Here is a 17,264-nt window from a genome sequence, read left to right as displayed (position 1 = left end):
ATTCTATCGACAACGCTCCTGAAGAAAAAGAAAGAGGTATTACTATCAATACTTCACACGTTGAGTACGAAACAGCTAACCGTCACTACGCACACGTAGACTGTCCGGGTCACGCCGACTACGTAAAGAACATGGTAACTGGTGCTGCTCAGATGGACGGTGCTATCATCGTTTGTGCTGCAACTGATGGTCCGATGCCTCAAACTCGCGAACACATCCTGTTGGCTCGTCAGGTAAACGTACCTCGTCTGGTTGTATTCTTGAACAAGTGCGATATGGTAGACGACGAAGAAATGTTGGAACTCGTTGAAATGGAAATGAGAGAACTTCTTTCATTCTATGATTTCGACGGTGACAATACTCCTATCATCCGTGGTTCTGCTCTTGGCGCATTGAACGGTGTTGAAAAATGGGAAGACAAAGTTATGGAACTGATGGATGCAGTTGATAACTGGATTCCACTGCCTCCGCGCGATGTTGATAAACCATTCTTGATGCCGGTTGAAGACGTGTTCTCTATCACAGGTCGTGGTACTGTAGCAACAGGTCGTATCGAAACTGGTGTTATCCACGTTGGTGATGAAATCGAAATCCTTGGTTTAGGTGAAGATAAGAAATCAGTTGTAACTGGTGTTGAAATGTTCCGTAAACTGTTGGATCAAGGTGAAGCTGGTGACAACGTAGGTCTTTTGCTTCGTGGTATTGACAAGAACGAAATCAAACGTGGTATGGTTCTTTGTAAACCAGGTCAGATTAAACCGCACTCTAAATTCAAAGCTGAGGTTTATATCTTGAAGAAAGAAGAAGGTGGTCGTCACACTCCGTTCCACAACAAATACCGTCCTCAGTTCTACTTGCGTACTATGGACTGTACAGGTGAAATCACTTTGCCGGAAGGAACAGAAATGGTAATGCCGGGTGATAACGTAACTATTACAGTTGAGTTGATCTACCCAGTAGCATTGAACCCGGGTCTTCGTTTCGCTATCCGCGAAGGTGGACGTACGGTAGGTGCTGGTCAGATTACTGAAATTATCGACTAATACACAATAATTAATCAGTTCCCGGTTTTCCATCGGGAACTGATTATGTACACACGGGAGTAGCTCAGTTGGTAGAGCACCGGTCTCCAAAACCGGGTGTCGGGAGTTCGAGCCTCTCCTCCCGTGCTAATATTATTGAAATGAAAAAGGTAATAGCTTATATTAAAGAATCTTACGACGAACTTGTACATAAAGTATCGTGGCCTACGTATTCTGAACTTGCTAACAGTGCAGTAGTTGTTTTATATGCTTCCCTGCTTATTGCATTGGTAGTATGGGGTATGGATGTCTGTTTCCAGAACTTCATGGAAAAAATCGTTTATCCACATTAAAAAATTAGGAATTGAAAATGGCTGAGATTGAAAAGAAATGGTACGTTCTACGTGCTATTAGCGGTAAAGAAGCTAAGGTAAAAGAATATCTTGAAGCTGATCTTAAGAACAGCGACCTTGGTGAATATGTATCTCAGGTATTGATTCCTACTGAAAAAGTTTACCAGGTTCGCAATGGTAAAAAAATTGTGAAGGAAAGAAGTTATCTTCCTGGCTACGTTTTAGTGGAGGCTGCTTTGGTTGGTGAGGTCGCTCATCATCTGCGCAATACTCCGAATGTGATAGGCTTTTTAGGCGGCTCCGAAAAACCGGTGCCTCTCAGACAATCAGAAGTGAATCGTATACTTGGTACAGTGGACGAACTGCAGGAAACGGGTGAAGAACTCAATATTCCGTATGTAGTGGGAGAAACTGTAAAAGTTACTTTTGGACCTTTCAGCGGATTCAGTGGCATCATTGAAGAAGTGAATAGTGAAAAAAAGAAACTAAAGGTCATGGTGAAGATATTCGGGCGCAAAACGCCGCTTGAATTGGGCTTTATGCAAGTGGAAAAGGAATAACGCGGAATTGTTACGCTGTTGTTGTTCTTCGTTTAATGTTTATATATAAATCAATAAAAAAATGGCTAAAGAAGTTGCTGGACTAATCAAGTTACAGATTAAAGGAGGCGCTGCAAATCCATCACCTCCCGTTGGACCTGCTTTGGGTTCTAAGGGTATTAATATCATGGAATTTTGCAAGCAATTCAATGCCAGAACCCAAGACAAGGCAGGTAAGATTTTGCCTGTTATCATTACTTACTACGCAGATAAGTCTTTCGATTTTGTAATCAAGACTCCTCCCGTTGCTATTCAATTACTTGAAGTAGCTAAGGTAAAGAGTGGTTCTGCTGAGCCTAACCGTAAGAAAGTTGCCGAGCTTACTTGGGAACAGGTTCGTACGATTGCTCAGGACAAAATGGTTGACTTAAACTGTTTTACTGTGGAAGCTGCCATGAGAATGGTTGCAGGTACAGCTAGAAGTATGGGTATCGCTGTAAAAGGGGAGTTCCCGGTTAATAATTAATAAACTTCAATTGTAATGGGTAAACTGACAAAAAATCAAAAGTTAGCTGCAGAAAAGATTGAAGCAGGGAAAGCATACTCACTGAAAGAAGCTGCATCTTTGGTAAAAGAAATCACTTTTACTAAGTTTGATGCTTCACTGGATATTGATGTACGTTTAGGTGTTGACCCACGTAAAGCTAACCAGATGGTGAGAGGTGTCGTTTCACTTCCTCATGGTACTGGTAAAGAAGTGCGTGTGTTGGTACTTTGTACACCGGATGCTGAAGCTGCTGCAAAAGAAGCTGGTGCTGACTACGTTGGTCTTGACGAATATATTGAAAAGATCAAAGGTGGATGGACTGATATTGATGTAATCATCACTATGCCATCTATCATGGGTAAAATTGGTGCGCTCGGTCGTGTACTCGGTCCTCGTGGATTGATGCCGAACCCTAAGAGTGGTACTGTAACTATGGATGTTGCTAAGGCTGTAAAAGAAGTAAAACAAGGTAAGATTGACTTTAAAGTTGATAAGAGCGGTATCGTTCACACTTCTATCGGTAAGGTATCATTCAGTCCTGATCAGATTCGTGACAACGCGAAAGAGTTCATCTCTACTCTGAACAAACTGAAACCGACCGCAGCAAAGGGTACATATATTAAGAGTATTTATCTTTCTAGTACAATGAGTGCGGGTATTAAAATCGACCCGAAATCAGTGGATGAAATCTAATAAAACAGAGAAATAATGAGAAAGGAAGATAAAAGTACGATTATAGAGCAAATTGCTGCTACAGTAAAGGAATATGGTCACTTCTACTTGGTAGACGTTACAGCTATGAACGCTGCTGCTACCAGTGCATTGAGAAGAGATTGTTTTAAATCAGACATCAAATTGATGTTGGTTAAAAACACGCTGCTTCACAAAGCACTTGAAAGCTTGGAAGAAGACTTCTCACCTCTTTACGGTTCTTTGAAAGGTACTACTGCTGTTATGTTTAGCAATACTGCAAACGTTCCTGCTAAGTTAATCAAAGACAAAGCGAAAGACGGTATTCCCGGACTGAAAGCTGCATATGCAGAAGAAAGCTTCTACATTGGTGCTGATCAATTGGATGCTCTCGTTTCAATCAAGAGTAAGAATGAAGTTATCGCCGATATCGTTGCCCTGTTGCAATCTCCGGCCAAGAATGTTATTTCTGCTCTTCAATCAGGTGGTAACACCCTTCACGGAGTTCTCAAGACTCTTGGTGAACGTCCCGAATAATTTTCAAAAATCAACAAAGTATTTAAACAATTAAAATCATACAAAAAATGGCAGATTTGAAAGCTTTTGCAGAACAATTAGTTAACTTGACAGTAAAAGAAGTTAATGAACTTGCAACTATCCTTAAAGAAGAATACGGTATTGAACCTGCTGCTGCAGCTGTAGCTGTTGCTGCTGGTCCTGCAGCTGGTGCTGCTGCCGCAGAAGAAAAAACTTCTTTCGACGTAGTATTGAAGAGCGCTGGTGCAGCTAAACTTCAGGTTGTTAAAGCCGTTAAAGAAGCATGTGGTCTTGGCTTGAAAGAAGCTAAAGACATGGTAGACGGTGCTCCTAGCGTAGTAAAAGAAGGTTTGGCTAAAGACGAAGCAGAATCATTGAAGAAAACATTGGAAGAAGCTGGAGCTGAAGTTGAACTTAAATAACATTGGCCTGGTAATCAGGTAATTCGGTTAGGAATCCTTCACAAGAGGATTCTTAACCTTTTTGTGTATATATTTCAAATTAAGTTCTCCAAATTCATTGACAGATGTCTTCAAATACTGTAAATCAAAGAGTTAATTTTGCTTCGACTAAGAATCCGCTAGAATACCCGGATTTCCTGGAAGTACAATTGAAGTCATTCCAAGACTTTCTACAATTAGATACCCCACCTGAAAAGCGTAAGAATGAGGGATTGTATAAAGTATTTGCTGAAAACTTCCCTATTGCCGATACAAGAAACAATTTTGTTCTTGAGTTTCTGGACTATTATATTGATCCGCCGCGTTATACCATTGATGATTGTATAGAGCGTGGGCTTACTTATAGTGTTCCCTTAAAAGCGAAACTTAAGCTTTACTGTACGGACCCCGATCATGAGGATTTTGATACAGTGATTCAGGACGTATTCCTCGGCCCGATTCCTTATATGACTGATAAGGCTACTTTCGTCATTAACGGTGCCGAACGCGTAGTTGTGTCACAGCTTCACCGTTCTCCGGGTGTGTTCTTCGGTCAGAGTGTACATGCCAATGGTACGAAACTTTATTCGGCTCGTATTATTCCGTTTAAGGGTTCGTGGATTGAGTTTGCTACTGACATCAATAATGTGATGTACGCATACATCGACCGTAAGAAGAAATTGCCGGTGACTACATTGTTGCGTGCAATTGGCTTCGAGAATGACAAAGATATTCTTGAGATTTTCGATCTTGCAGAAGATGTGAAGGTAAACAAGACAAATCTGAAGAAGGTGTTAGGCCGTAAACTGGCTGCACGTGTCTTGAAAACATGGATTGAAGATTTCGTTGATGAAGATACCGGTGAAGTGGTTTCTATTGAACGTAACGAAGTTATTATCGACCGTGAAACCGTACTGGAAGAGGAGCATATTGATGAAATTTTGGAGTCGGGAGTTCAGAACATCCTTTTGCATAAGGATGAACCGAATCAGTCCGATTTCTCTATCATATATAATACGTTGCAGAAGGACCCGAGTAACTCGGAAAAAGAAGCTGTGTTGTATATCTACCGTCAGTTGCGTAATGCCGATCCGGCTGATGACGCAAGTGCAAGGGAGGTTATCAACAACTTGTTCTTCTCGGAAAAACGATATGACCTTGGTGATGTAGGTCGTTACAGAATCAACAAAAAGTTGAATCTGACGACTGATATGGACGTGCGTGTCCTCACGAAGGAAGATATTATTGAAATCATCAAATATCTGATTGAGTTGATTAACTCAAAAGCGGATGTGGATGATATTGACCACTTGAGTAACCGTCGTGTACGTACTGTTGGTGAACAGCTTTCTAATCAGTTTGCTGTGGGGCTGGCTCGTATGTCTCGTACGATTCGTGAACGTATGAACGTTCGTGACAACGAAGTGTTTACTCCGATTGATTTGATTAATGCGAAGACTATTTCTTCAGTAATCAACTCATTCTTCGGAACGAACGCGTTGTCGCAGTTCATGGACCAGACAAACCCGCTGGCTGAAATTACGCACAAACGTCGTATGTCTGCCCTTGGTCCTGGTGGTCTTTCCCGTGAACGTGCCGGATTTGAGGTTCGTGACGTTCACTATACACACTATGGTCGTCTTTGTCCGATTGAGACTCCTGAAGGTCCGAACATCGGTTTGATTTCTTCATTGTGTGTATTTGCTAAGATTAATGAGCTAGGATTCATTGAAACTCCCTACCGCAAGGTGGAAAATGGGAAAGTGGATCTTTCTGATAACGGTCTGATTTATCTGACTGCTGAAGAAGAGGAAGAAAAGGTTATTGCGCAGGGAAATGCCCCGTTGAATGACGATGGTACATTCGTTCTTAACAGGGTTAAGTCTCGTCAAGATGCAGATTTCCCGGTTGTTGAACCATCTGAAGTTGACTTGATGGACGTTGCTCCTCAGCAGATTGCATCTATTGCAGCTTCTTTGATTCCATTCTTGGAACATGATGATGCTAACCGTGCATTGATGGGATCGAACATGATGCGCCAGGCGGTTCCTTTGTTGAGAAGTGAAGCTCCGATCGTAGGTACAGGTATCGAACGTCAGTTGGTAAGAGACTCTCGTACCCAGATTACCGCAGAAGGCGATGGTGTGGTTGACTATGTGGATGCTACTACTATCCGTATTTTGTATGACCGTACGGAAGACGAAGAATTTGTAAGTTTCGAACCTGCTTTGAAGGAATATAGAATACCTAAGTTCCGTAAGACTAACCAGAACATGACGATTGACTTGCGTCCGATTTGTGACAAAGGCCAGCGTGTGAAGAAAGGTGATATCTTGACTGAAGGTTATTCTACTGAAAAGGGTGAATTGGCATTGGGTAAGAACCTGCTGGTAGCTTATATGCCTTGGAAGGGTTACAACTATGAGGATGCCATCGTATTGAACGAACGTGTGGTACGCGAAGACTTGTTGACTTCAGTTCACGTAGAGGAATATTCTCTGGAAGTTCGTGAGACAAAACGTGGTATGGAAGAGTTGACTTCTGATATCCCGAATGTAAGTGAAGAAGCTACCAAAGACTTGGATGAAAACGGTATCGTAAGAATCGGTGCTCGTATCGAGCCGGGTGATATCATGATTGGTAAGATTACGCCGAAGGGTGAATCTGATCCTTCTCCGGAAGAAAAACTGCTTCGGGCTATCTTCGGTGATAAGGCAGGTGACGTGAAAGATGCTTCTTTGAAAGCTTCTCCTTCTTTGAAAGGTGTGGTGATTGATAAGAAACTTTTCTCACGTGTGATTAAGAATCGTAGCTCTAAACTGGCCGATAAAGCATTGTTGCCTAAGATTGATGATGAATTTGAATCTAAGGTAGCTGACTTGAAACGTATCCTGGTTAAGAAACTGATGACTTTGACTGAAGGTAAGGTTTCTCAAGGTGTGAAAGACTATTTGGGTGCGGAAGTTATTGCGAAAGGTTCTAAGTTCAGTGCTTCTGATTTTGATTCACTTGACTTTACTTCTATTCAGTTGAGCAACTGGACAAGTGACGATCATATTAACGGTATGATTCGTGATCTGGTGATGAATTTCATTAAGAAATATAAAGAGCTGGATGCTGAATTGAAACGTAAGAAGTTTGCTATTACAATTGGTGATGAACTTCCTGCTGGTATTATCCAGATGGCAAAAGTATATATTGCTAAGAAACGTAAGATTGGTGTGGGTGATAAGATGGCTGGTCGCCACGGTAACAAGGGTATTGTATCCCGTGTTGTTCGTCAGGAAGATATGCCGTTCTTGGCTGATGGTACTCCGGTTGACATTGTGTTGAATCCGTTGGGTGTGCCTTCTCGTATGAACATTGGTCAGATTTTTGAAGCTGTACTCGGACGTGCCGGAAAAACGTTGGGCGTGAAATTTGCGACTCCTATTTTCGACGGTGCTACCATGGAAGATCTGGATCAGTGGACAGACAAGGCAGGATTGCCTCGCTATTGTAAGACTTATCTTTGTGATGGTGGTACAGGTGAGCAATTTGACCAGGCAGCTACTGTGGGCGTAACTTACATGTTGAAGTTGGGGCACATGGTTGAAGACAAGATGCATGCTCGTTCTATCGGTCCGTACTCATTGATTACTCAGCAACCTCTTGGTGGTAAAGCTCAATTCGGTGGTCAGCGTTTCGGAGAAATGGAGGTTTGGGCACTCGAAGGTTTCGGTGCTGCCCATATCTTGCAGGAAATCCTAACTATCAAATCTGATGACGTGGTAGGACGTTCGAAGGCTTATGAAGCAATTGTGAAAGGTGAACCGATGCCACAACCTGGTATTCCAGAATCCTTGAACGTATTGTTGCACGAGTTGAGAGGTTTAGGTTTGAGTATCAACCTAGAATAAAATAATGAAAGAATGTGAGATGCCAATGTATCGATGAAGGTCTGTTGGCATCCGCACTTTTTCAATTTCCAATGATTCAATTATCAAATCTCAATTATATAGAGTATGGCTTTTAGAAAAGAAAATAAGACGAAAAGTAATTTCTCGAAGATCTCAATTGGTCTGGCTTCTCCGGAAGAAATCCTTGAGAATTCGAGTGGTGAAGTTTTGAAGCCTGAAACCATTAATTACCGTACGTACAAACCCGAACGTGACGGTTTGTTCTGCGAGCGCATTTTTGGTCCTATCAAGGATTATGAATGTCATTGCGGTAAATACAAGCGTATCCGTTATAAAGGTATCGTCTGCGACCGTTGTGGTGTGGAAGTTACTGAAAAGAAAGTGCGCCGTGAACGTATGGGACATATCCAGCTGGTTGTGCCGGTGGCTCACATCTGGTATTTCCGTTCGCTTCCTAATAAAATCGGTTATTTGCTCGGATTGCCGACAAAGAAACTGGATTCGATTATATACTACGAACGTTATGTTGTTATTCAGCCGGGTGTGAAAGCTGAAGATGGCGTAGCCGAATATGATTTGCTTTCTGAAGAAGAATATCTGGATATTCTGGATACGCTTCCGAAAGACAATCAGTATCTTGAAGATAATGATCCGAATAAATTTGTTGCAAAGATGGGAGCCGAAGCTATCTATGATTTGCTGGCTCGTTTGGATCTGGATGCTTTGTCTTACGAATTGCGTCACCGCGCCGGAAACGATGCGTCTCAGCAACGTAAGAATGAAGCTTTGAAACGTCTTCAGGTCGTAGAATCGTTCCGCGCATCACGTGGACGTAACAAACCGGAATGGATGATCGTACGTATCGTACCGGTTATTCCGCCCGAACTTCGTCCGTTGGTTCCGCTGGATGGTGGCCGTTTTGCTACATCTGACTTGAACGACCTTTATCGTCGTGTGATTATTCGTAACAATCGTTTGAAACGACTGATTGAAATCAAGGCTCCGGAAGTAATCTTGCGTAATGAAAAACGTATGCTTCAGGAATCTGTCGATTCTTTGTTTGATAACTCACGTAAGTCAAGTGCTGTGAAGACAGACGCCAACCGTCCGTTGAAGTCATTGTCTGACAGTTTGAAAGGTAAACAGGGACGCTTCCGTCAGAACTTGCTGGGTAAACGTGTTGACTACTCTGCTCGTTCCGTAATCGTCGTTGGTCCGGAATTAAAGATGGGTGAATGTGGTATTCCTAAATTGATGGCTGCCGAATTATACAAGCCGTTTATTATTCGCAAGCTCATCGAACGTGGTATCGTTAAGACTGTTAAGTCTGCAAAGAAAATCGTAGACCGCAAAGAGCCGGTGATTTGGGATATCTTGGAACATGTAATGAAGGGGCACCCGGTACTGTTGAACCGTGCTCCGACCTTGCACCGTTTGGGTATTCAGGCTTTCCAGCCTAAAATGATTGAAGGTAAAGCTATCCAGTTGCACCCGTTGGCATGTACGGCATTCAACGCCGACTTTGACGGTGACCAGATGGCTGTTCACTTGCCTTTGAGTAATGAAGCAATTCTTGAAGCACAAATGTTGATGCTTCAATCACATAATATCTTGAATCCGGCAAACGGTGCGCCTATTACTGTGCCTGCACAGGATATGGTTCTTGGTTTGTACTATATTACTAAGTTGCGTGTCGGTGCAAAAGGTGAAGGTTTGACATTCTACGGACCGGAAGAAGCGTTGATCGCTTACAATGAAGGTAAGGTAGATATTCATGCTCCGGTGAAGGTTATCGTGAAAGACGTTGATGAAAATGGTAACATTGTAGACGTAATGCGCGAAACTTCAGTAGGACGTGTGATTGTGAATGAAATCGTTCCACCTGAAGCTGGTTATATCAATACAATTATCTCTAAGAAATCTCTTCGTGATATTATTAGTGATGTAATTAAGGTATGTGGTGTGGCTAAGGCTGCCGACTTCCTGGATGGAATCAAGAATTTAGGTTATCAGATGGCGTTCAAGGGTGGTTTGTCATTCAACTTGGGTGATATTATCATTCCGAAGGAAAAAGAAACTTTGGTACAGAAAGGTTACGACGAAGTTGAACAAGTCGTAAACAACTATAACATGGGTTTCATTACCAATAACGAACGTTACAATCAGGTAATTGATATTTGGACACATGTGAACTCCGAGTTGTCTAATATCCTGATGAAGACCATTTCTTCGGACGATCAGGGTTTCAACTCTGTATATATGATGCTTGACTCTGGTGCCCGTGGTTCTAAAGAGCAGATTCGTCAGTTGTCAGGTATGCGTGGTTTGATGGCAAAACCGCAGAAAGCAGGTGCTGAAGGTGGTCAGATCATCGAGAACCCGATTTTGTCGAACTTTAAAGAAGGGCTTTCGGTGTTGGAGTACTTTATCTCTACCCACGGTGCTCGTAAAGGTTTGGCGGATACCGCTTTGAAGACTGCCGATGCTGGTTATTTGACTCGTCGTCTGGTGGACGTATCACACGATGTGATTATTACAGAAGAAGACTGCGGTACACTCCGCGGATTGGTTTGTACGGACCTTAAGAATAATGATGAGGTTATTGCTACTCTGTACGAACGTATCTTAGGCCGTGTTTCCGTACATGATATTATTCATCCTACCACAGGTGAATTGCTTGTTGCCGGTGGTGAAGAAATCACAGAAGAAGTAGCCAAGAAGATTCAGGAGTCTCCGATCGAGAGTGTTGAAATCCGTTCGGTATTGACTTGTGAAGCTAAGAAGGGTGTTTGTGCTAAATGTTACGGACGTAACCTGGCAACGAGCCGCATGGTTCAGAAGGGTGAAGCTGTCGGTGTAATCGCTGCTCAGTCTATTGGTGAGCCGGGTACACAGTTGACATTGCGTACATTCCACGCCGGTGGTACTGCTGCAAATATTGCAGCTAACGCCAGTATCGTTGCTAAAAATAATGCACGTCTTGAATTTGAAGAGTTGCGTACAGTAGATATCGTTGACGAGATGGGTGAATCTGCAAAAGTGGTAGTAGGTCGCTTGGCCGAAGTACGTTTTGTGGATGTGAATACCGGTATTGTTCTTTCTACTCATAACGTACCTTATGGTTCAACGCTGTATGTAAGCGACGGCGATTTGGTAGAAAAAGGCAAACTGATTGCTAAGTGGGACCCGTTCAATGCTGTTATTATCACAGAAGCAACCGGTAAGATCGAATTTGAGGGCGTGATTGAAAACGTTACTTATAAGGTTGAATCGGATGAAGCAACAGGTCTTCGTGAAATTATTATTATTGAATCCAAGGATAAAACCAAAGTTCCTACCGCTCATATCTTAACAGAGGACGGTGATTTGATCCGTACTTATAACTTACCGGTAGGTGGTCACGTTATCATCGAGAACGGTCAGAAGGTAAAAGCCGGTGAAGTAATCGTGAAGATTCCGCGTGCCGTAGGTAAGGCGGGTGATATCACGGGTGGTCTTCCTCGTGTTACTGAATTGTTTGAAGCTCGTAATCCCTCAAATCCGGCTGTCGTTTCTGAAATCGACGGTGAGGTGACAATGGGTAAGATCAAACGTGGTAACCGTGAAATCATCGTAACTTCCAAGACAGGTGAGGTTAAGAAATATCTGGTTGCACTGTCTAAGCAGATTCTGGTACAGGAAAATGACTATGTACGTGCTGGTACTCCGTTGTCTGACGGTGCTACTACTCCGGCAGATATCTTGGCAATCAAGGGTCCTACAGCTGTACAGGAATATATCGTGAATGAAGTTCAGGATGTATACCGCTTGCAAGGTGTGAAGATCAATGATAAGCACTTTGAGATTATCGTTCGTCAGATGATGCGCAAAGTACAAATTGATGAACCGGGAGATACTCGCTTCCTCGAACAGCAAGTCGTAGACAAACTGGAATTCATGGAAGAAAATGATCGTATCTGGGGCAAGAAAGTCGTAGTGGATGCTGGTGATTCTCAAAATATGCAAGCTGGACAGATTGTAACTGCCCGCAAGTTGCGTGATGAGAATAGTATGTTGAAACGTCGTGACTTGAAACCGGTTGAGGTTCGTGATGCTGTTGCTGCTACCTCTACTCAGATCCTTCAAGGTATCACGCGTGCTGCTTTGCAAACATCAAGCTTTATGTCGGCTGCTTCCTTCCAGGAAACAACGAAAGTCTTGAATGAAGCTGCTATTAACGGTAAGATAGATAAGCTTGAAGGTATGAAGGAAAATGTGATCTGTGGTCACTTGATTCCTGCCGGTACCGGACAGCGCGAGTTCGAAAAGCTCATCGTTGGATCAAAAGAAGAGTATGACCGTATCTTGGCTAACAAGAAAACAGTACTTGACTACAATGAAGTAGAATAAATACAATTCAATTGACTATATGAAAAGGAGCAGTTGCCTGATTGGGCAATTGCTCCTTTTTTTATTTCTTTTTTACTTGCGTGTATTACCATTAGTTTCAGGAAAAATGTGTTATTTTGCAGGATAACTTTTTAATCATATTAAATATGGAAGAACAAAATAACAACGGACAATTACAGATTGAATTGAGAGAAGAGGTTGCACAGGGAACTTATGCTAATCTTGCTATTATTACTCATTCGAGTTCTGAATTCATCCTTGACTTCGTGCGCGTAATGCCGGGTATACCGAAGGCTGGTGTGCAATCTCGTATTATTGTGGCTCCGGAGCACGCAAAACGCCTGCTGCGGGCATTAGAAGATAATATAGCAAAGTATGAGCGGGTATTCGGTCCGATTCGTACTTCGGATGAACCCCCTATTTCTCCTTTGACGGGTGTAAAAGGCGAAGCGTGAGGATGATATAAAAACATTAAAAAAGAAAAAAAAGTTGTAGCGCATTGAATATTCAAATATTATTCGTATTTTTGCAGCCCAAAATGTATAGTTATGAAATTAATATAACAATAATATAAATCAAAAAACAATTAAAATGCCTACAATTCAGCAATTAGTAAGAAAAGGACGCGAAGTGCTGGTGGAGAAAAGTAAATCTCCAGCCTTGGATTCATGTCCTCAAAGACGTGGCGTTTGCGTGAGAGTATACACTACTACTCCGAAGAAGCCGAACTCTGCAATGCGTAAAGTAGCTCGTGTACGTTTGACTAACCAGAAAGAGGTGAACTCATACATTCCGGGAGAAGGACACAACTTGCAGGAACACTCAATCGTTTTGGTACGTGGTGGACGTGTAAAAGACCTTCCGGGTGTGCGTTATCACATTGTACGTGGTACACTTGATACAGCAGGTGTTGCTGGTCGTACTCAAAGACGTTCTAAGTATGGTGCTAAGCGTCCGAAACCAGGACAAGCTGCTGCTCCTGCTAAAGGTAAGAAAAAATAAGGATTAAGACCTAATTAAAATTAAAGTAATAACTTACGTTTTAGTTTGTTGGAAATGCTAAAGGTTGAGTAAATTCTCCGGAGGGAGAGTTGAAGAAGTCAAGAAGTAGACAACCAAGAACAAAAACATTATTTTTCAAACAAATGAGAAAAGCAAAACCAAAAAAACGCCTAATCCTTCCGGATCCCGTTTTTAATGACCAAAAGGTTTCTAAGTTTGTAAACCACTTGATGTATGATGGTAAAAAGAATGCGTCTTATGAAATCTTTTATGCCGCTCTGGAAACAGTGAAAGCAAAACTTCCTAACGAAGAAAAATCAGCTCTCGAAATCTGGAAAAAGGCTTTGGATAATGTAACTCCGCAAGTGGAAGTAAAGTCTCGCCGTGTAGGTGGTGCTACTTTCCAAGTTCCTACTGAAATCCGTCCGGATCGTAAAGAATCAATCTCTATGAAGAATTTGATTCTGTTTGCTCGCAAAAGAGGTGGTAAATCAATGGCTGACAAGTTGGCTGCTGAAATTATGGATGCCTTCAATGAACAAGGCGGTGCATACAAGCGTAAAGAAGATATGCACAGAATGGCAGAAGCTAACCGTGCATTTGCTCATTTTAGATTCTAATACTGTAAGAAACCTAATATAAACTTAAAGTAAAGGAATTAGAAGATGGCTAAACATGATTTACATTTAACTCGTAATATCGGTATCATGGCTCACATTGATGCCGGAAAAACAACGACTTCTGAACGTATCCTGTTCTACACTGGATTGACTCACAAAATTGGTGAAGTTCATGATGGTGCTGCTACTATGGACTGGATGGAGCAGGAACAAGAACGTGGTATCACTATTACATCCGCTGCTACAACAACCAGATGGAAATATGCTGGTGATACTTATAAAATTAACTTGATTGACACTCCGGGACACGTTGACTTTACCGCAGAGGTAGAACGTTCATTGCGTATCCTTGATGGAGCTGTTGCTGCTTACTGTGCTGTTGGTGGTGTTGAACCTCAATCTGAAACAGTATGGCGTCAGGCTGATAAATATAACGTTCCTCGTATTGCTTATGTTAATAAGATGGACCGTTCTGGTGCTGACTTCTTTGAAGTAGTTCGCCAGATGAAGGATGTTCTTGGCGCTAATCCATGTCCTATTGTTGTTCCTATCGGTGCTGAAGAATCTTTCAAAGGTCTTGTTGATCTTATCAAAATGAAAGCTATCTATTGGCATGATGAAACAATGGGAGCAGATTATACAGTAGAGGAAATCCCTGCTAATCTTATCGATGAAGCCAATGAGTGGAGAGATAAGATGCTTGAAAAAGTTGCTGAATTTGATGATGCTTTGATGGAGAAATATTTCGATGATCCTTCTACTATTACTGAAGAAGAAGTGTTGAGAGCTCTTCGTAATGCAACAGTTCAGATGGCTGTAGTTCCTATGCTTTGTGGATCTTCTTTTAAGAATAAAGGTGTTCAGACCTTGCTTGATTATGTTTGTGCTTTCTTACCTTCTCCACTTGATACAGAGAATGTAATAGGTACAAATCCTAATACAGGTGCTGAAGAAGATCGTAAACCGAGTGATGATGAAAAAACCTCAGCTTTGGCGTTTAAGATCGCAACTGACCCGTATGTAGGTCGTTTGACTTTCTTCCGTGTTTATTCAGGTAAGATTGAAGCAGGTTCTTATATCTACAACTCTCGCTCTGGTAAGAAAGAACGTGTTTCTCGTCTGTTCCAGATGCACTCTAACAAGCAGAATCCGGTTGAAGTAATCGGTGCTGGTGATATTGGTGCAGGTGTAGGTTTTAAAGATATTCACACTGGTGATACTTTGTGTGATGAAAATGCACCGATCGTGCTCGAATCTATGGACTTCCCGGAACCGGTTATCGGTATCGCTGTAGAGCCTAAGACTCAGAAGGATATGGATAAACTGTCTAACGGTTTGGCTAAATTGGCTGAAGAAGACCCGACATTTACTGTGAAAACAGACGAACAGACAGGTCAGACAGTTATTTCTGGTATGGGTGAGCTTCACTTGGATATTATCATTGACCGTTTGAAACGTGAATTCAAGGTAGAATGTAACCAAGGTAAACCACAGGTTAATTATAAGGAAGCTATCACTAAGACAGTTGATCTTCGTGAAGTATATAAGAAACAGTCTGGTGGGCGTGGTAAATTTGCTGATATCATTGTTAAGATTGGTCCGGTTGATGGAGACTTCAAAGAAGGAGGTTTGCAGTTTATCGACGAAGTGAAAGGTGGTAACATCCCTAAGGAATTTATCCCTGCAGTTCAGAAAGGCTTTACGAATGCCATGAAGAGTGGTGTTTTGGCAGGTTATCCGCTGGATTCATTGAAAGTAACTTTGGTTGATGGTTCATTCCACCCGGTTGACTCTGATCAATTGTCATTTGAAATCTGTGCAATGCAGGCTTATAAAAATGCATGTGCTAAAGCAGGTCCTGTTTTGATGGAACCTATCATGAAACTGGAAGTTGTAACTCCGGAAGAAAACATGGGTGATGTTATCGGTGATTTGAACAAACGTCGTGGACAGGTTGAAGGTATGGAGTCTAGTCGTTCTGGTGCTCGTATTGTGAAGGCAATGGTTCCGCTGGCAGAAATGTTTGGTTATGTAACAGCTTTACGTACTATCACTTCTGGTCGTGCAACTTCATCGATGACTTACTCTCATCACGCTCAAGTTTCTTCTTCTATTGCCAAGGCTGTATTGGAAGAGGTAAAAGGACGTGCTGATTTACTCTAAAATATCTAACGCAGCAGGCTAGCGAATGACTCTTAGCCTGCCGCTTTATCTTATTATAAATGTATTAATTAAAAAAAATAATGAGTCAGAAAATTAGAATTAAATTGAAATCTTACGACCACAACTTGGTTGATAAGTCAGCTGAGAAAATTGTAAGAACTGTAAAAGCTACAGGTGCTATCGTTAGCGGTCCGATACCTCTGCCTACGCACAAGCGTATCTTTACTGTGAACCGTTCGACTTTCGTAAACAAAAAGTCTCGTGAGCAATTTGAACTCTCTTCTTATAAAAGATTGATCGACATCTATAGCTCAACAGCTAAGACTGTAGACGCTCTGATGAAGTTGGAATTGCCAAGTGGTGTGGAAGTAGAAATTAAAGTTTGATAATTAAAAATTAGTGAAATGCCAGGATTATTAGGAAAAAAAATCGGAATGACATCCGTTTTCAGTGCCGATGGTAAAAATGTACCATGCACTGTTATCGAAGCAGGTCCTTGTGTTGTTACTCAAGTTAAAACTGTAGAAAAAGATGGCTATGCAGCTGTTCAGTTGGGTTTCCAGGACAAAAAGGAAAAACATACAACTAAACCGTTGATGGGACATTTTAAAAGAGCAGGAGTAACACCGAAGAGACACTTGGCTGAGTTCAAAGAATTTGAAACAGAGCTGAATTTGGGTGATACCATTACTGTAGAAATGTTTAACGACGCTAGCTTTGTTGACGTTGTTGGTACTTCTAAGGGTAAGGGTTTTCAGGGTGTAGTAAAAAGACATGGTTTTGGTGGTGTGGGTCAAGCTACTCACGGTCAGCATAATCGTGCTCGTAAACCGGGTTCTATCGGTGCTTGTTCTTACCCTGCAAAAGTATTCAAAGGAATGCGCATGGGTGGACAACTTGGTGGTGACAGAGTCACTGTACAAAACTTGCAGGTATTAAAAGTAATCGCGGATCATAACCTTCTTTTGGTTAAAGGTTCTATCCCGGGTTGCAAAGGTTCAATCGTATTAATTGAGAAATAATGGAAGTTAACGTATATAACATTAAAGGTGAAGACACTGGG

The 17,264-nt window shown here is 41.9% G+C and carries 15 protein-coding genes and 1 tRNA gene; all 16 read left to right on the top strand.

The annotated features are described in order from the left end of the window. A partial coding sequence (gene tuf, locus ACT8YW_RS16855; protein ID WP_444106297.1) for an elongation factor Tu occupies positions 1 to 1,043 on the top strand: 1,043 nt, incomplete at its 5' end. Positions 1,044 to 1,096: 53 nt separating this feature from the next. Continuing rightward, positions 1,097 to 1,169: transfer RNA gene (locus ACT8YW_RS16850), tRNA-Trp, on the top strand. 14 nt (positions 1,170 to 1,183) lie between these two features. After that, complete coding sequence (secE, locus tag ACT8YW_RS16845) at positions 1,184 to 1,375, top strand: preprotein translocase subunit SecE (RefSeq protein WP_004296363.1); 192 nt, start codon at positions 1,184 to 1,186, stop codon at positions 1,373 to 1,375. 17 nt (positions 1,376 to 1,392) lie between these two features. Beyond that, a complete protein-coding gene (gene nusG / locus ACT8YW_RS16840) occupies positions 1,393 to 1,935 on the top strand; it encodes a transcription termination/antitermination protein NusG (protein ID WP_004296362.1) in 543 nt (180 codons plus the stop codon). 61 nt (positions 1,936 to 1,996) lie between these two features. Beyond that, on the top strand, positions 1,997 to 2,440 hold the full coding sequence (rplK, locus tag ACT8YW_RS16835; RefSeq protein ID WP_004296361.1) for a 50S ribosomal protein L11: 444 nt from the start codon (positions 1,997 to 1,999) through the stop codon (positions 2,438 to 2,440). Positions 2,441 to 2,455: 15 nt separating this feature from the next. Further along, entirely contained in the window at positions 2,456 to 3,154 is a 699-nt protein-coding gene (gene rplA, locus ACT8YW_RS16830) for a 50S ribosomal protein L1 (protein ID WP_004310894.1), read from the top strand. Between the two features lie 15 nt (positions 3,155 to 3,169). Next, the gene (gene rplJ, locus ACT8YW_RS16825) at positions 3,170 to 3,688 is read left to right on the top strand and encodes a 50S ribosomal protein L10 (protein ID WP_004310893.1); all 519 of its coding nucleotides are present in this window, start codon (positions 3,170 to 3,172) and stop codon (positions 3,686 to 3,688) included. Between the two features lie 47 nt (positions 3,689 to 3,735). Next, positions 3,736 to 4,110: a 50S ribosomal protein L7/L12 gene (gene rplL, locus ACT8YW_RS16820; RefSeq protein ID WP_005928990.1), complete on the top strand. Its 375-nt coding sequence runs from the start codon at positions 3,736 to 3,738 to the stop codon at positions 4,108 to 4,110. Positions 4,111 to 4,214: 104 nt separating this feature from the next. Next, a complete protein-coding gene (gene rpoB / locus ACT8YW_RS16815; RefSeq protein WP_004310892.1) occupies positions 4,215 to 8,027 on the top strand; it encodes a DNA-directed RNA polymerase subunit beta in 3,813 nt (1,270 codons plus the stop codon). A 105-nt stretch (positions 8,028 to 8,132) separates the two neighbouring features. Then, positions 8,133 to 12,416 (top strand): DNA-directed RNA polymerase subunit beta', encoded by a 4,284-nt coding sequence (gene rpoC, locus ACT8YW_RS16810; RefSeq protein WP_444106294.1) that lies wholly within the window; start codon positions 8,133 to 8,135, stop codon positions 12,414 to 12,416. A gap of 146 nt (positions 12,417 to 12,562) precedes the next feature. Beyond that, positions 12,563 to 12,871 (top strand): DUF3467 domain-containing protein, encoded by a 309-nt coding sequence (locus ACT8YW_RS16805; RefSeq protein WP_004296354.1) that lies wholly within the window; start codon positions 12,563 to 12,565, stop codon positions 12,869 to 12,871. Between the two features lie 136 nt (positions 12,872 to 13,007). Continuing rightward, positions 13,008 to 13,418, top strand: coding sequence for a 30S ribosomal protein S12 (gene rpsL / locus ACT8YW_RS16800; RefSeq protein ID WP_002558078.1), 411 nt, complete (start codon positions 13,008 to 13,010; stop codon positions 13,416 to 13,418). Between the two features lie 143 nt (positions 13,419 to 13,561). Beyond that, complete coding sequence (gene rpsG, locus ACT8YW_RS16795) at positions 13,562 to 14,038, top strand: 30S ribosomal protein S7 (RefSeq protein ID WP_444100440.1); 477 nt, start codon at positions 13,562 to 13,564, stop codon at positions 14,036 to 14,038. A gap of 45 nt (positions 14,039 to 14,083) precedes the next feature. Then, positions 14,084 to 16,201: an elongation factor G gene (fusA, locus tag ACT8YW_RS16790; protein WP_444106292.1), complete on the top strand. Its 2,118-nt coding sequence runs from the start codon at positions 14,084 to 14,086 to the stop codon at positions 16,199 to 16,201. Positions 16,202 to 16,281: 80 nt separating this feature from the next. Next, entirely contained in the window at positions 16,282 to 16,587 is a 306-nt protein-coding gene (rpsJ, locus tag ACT8YW_RS16785) for a 30S ribosomal protein S10 (RefSeq protein WP_002558075.1), read from the top strand. An 18-nt stretch (positions 16,588 to 16,605) separates the two neighbouring features. After that, the gene (rplC, locus tag ACT8YW_RS16780; protein WP_004313455.1) at positions 16,606 to 17,223 is read left to right on the top strand and encodes a 50S ribosomal protein L3; all 618 of its coding nucleotides are present in this window, start codon (positions 16,606 to 16,608) and stop codon (positions 17,221 to 17,223) included. Positions 17,224 to 17,264: the final 41 nt, after the last annotated feature.

The sequence above is a fragment of the Bacteroides sp. genome, from assembly GCF_052357945.1.
GTDB lineage: Bacteria > Bacteroidota > Bacteroidia > Bacteroidales > Bacteroidaceae > Bacteroides.
The sequence above is the reverse complement of the archived record's forward strand: the minus strand, read 5'-3'. Positions and strand labels throughout refer to the sequence as shown.